Source organism: Aquimarina algiphila, from assembly GCF_007489275.1.
GTDB classification, from domain to species: domain Bacteria; phylum Bacteroidota; class Bacteroidia; order Flavobacteriales; family Flavobacteriaceae; genus Aquimarina; species Aquimarina algiphila.
The window spans coordinates 1-1,062 of the sequence record NZ_VLNR01000173.1 but is presented as its reverse complement, the minus strand read 5'-3'; the positions used below and the strand labels follow the sequence as shown (position 1 = coordinate 1,062).

General features: G+C 30.7%; 1 protein-coding gene and 1 pseudogene. One reads left to right on the top strand and one right to left on the bottom strand.

All coding sequences use genetic code 11. The features are described 5' to 3' along the window. The first annotated feature begins 302 nt into the window (after nucleotides 1-302). Nucleotides 303-860, top strand: coding sequence for a hypothetical protein (locus FOF46_RS30930; protein WP_143919266.1), 558 nt, complete (start codon nucleotides 303-305; stop codon nucleotides 858-860). 85 nt (nucleotides 861-945) lie between these two features. Here the strand turns inward: FOF46_RS30930 and FOF46_RS30925 are convergent. Continuing rightward, nucleotides 946-1,062: pseudogene (locus FOF46_RS30925) on the bottom strand (IS982 family transposase); the annotation flags it as partial.

The window sequence follows — 1,062 nt, the reverse complement described above, 5'->3', positions numbered from 1 at the left end:
AGGAGAGTCGATGAGAAGAAAAAGAAAAAAATCGTAATTTTAACACTGAAATAAACACGCTTTTGGGAACTGTTTTGCTATGCTCTATTTAAACAGGAATACCCGGGTCAATTTCATAGGAATCTCCACAATATCCAAGGGATGCTGTTTATATTGATTTATTTGGAGGGAGTGGTATTTTATCGCATACCATAAAATCAATATATCCAGAATCAAAGGTTATTTACAATGATTTTGACGACTATCACAAAAGACTGGAAAGCATACCCACCACAAACGCTATACTGCAAAAAATAAGAAAGGTGGTAAAAGATTATCCAAAGGATAAAAAGATAACAGAACCTTTAAAACAGCAAATTTTAAAAATAGTAGAAAAGTATCATAATCAGGTTGATTTTGTAACGATATCTTCATCGCTTCGATTTGGTATGAATTACGATAATAGTTTCGATGAGCTTAAAAAAGGTACATATTACAACTGTGTTAGGAAAAACGATTACATTACACCAGAAGGATATTTGGACGGCTTAGAAGTGGTTAAAATGGATTACAGGAAATTGTATGATAAGTACAAAGGAATTGATAATGTTGTTTTTATTGTTGATCCTCCATATTTACAAACAGTTTCATACACCTATAAAAACTATTGGAATCTTACCGACTATTTAGACGTACTGGATGTGATTAAATCTAATCGGTATTTTTTCTTCACTTCAAACAAAAGCTCATTACTGGAATTGTTCCAATGGTTTGAAGATAGAACAAGCCATGCAAACCCTTTTAATGGAGCTACACAGGTTTCACAAAAGAAAAACATAACCTATCAATCTACTTATACCGATATTATGTTGTTTAAATAAACATATCAAATTTCAATGTTATTAATACGCCGTTTAACTATCGTTTAAACGGCGTATATTTGTATTAAATAGACCCGTTGTGCATTTAGTTAATATTAATTTTTAGGTTGTTTATATTTCTGTTGAATTCAAACCTATTGATATATTGAATAATGGTCATTGCTGTGATCTTTGATAAGATTCTATTTTTAAATCCCTCAAA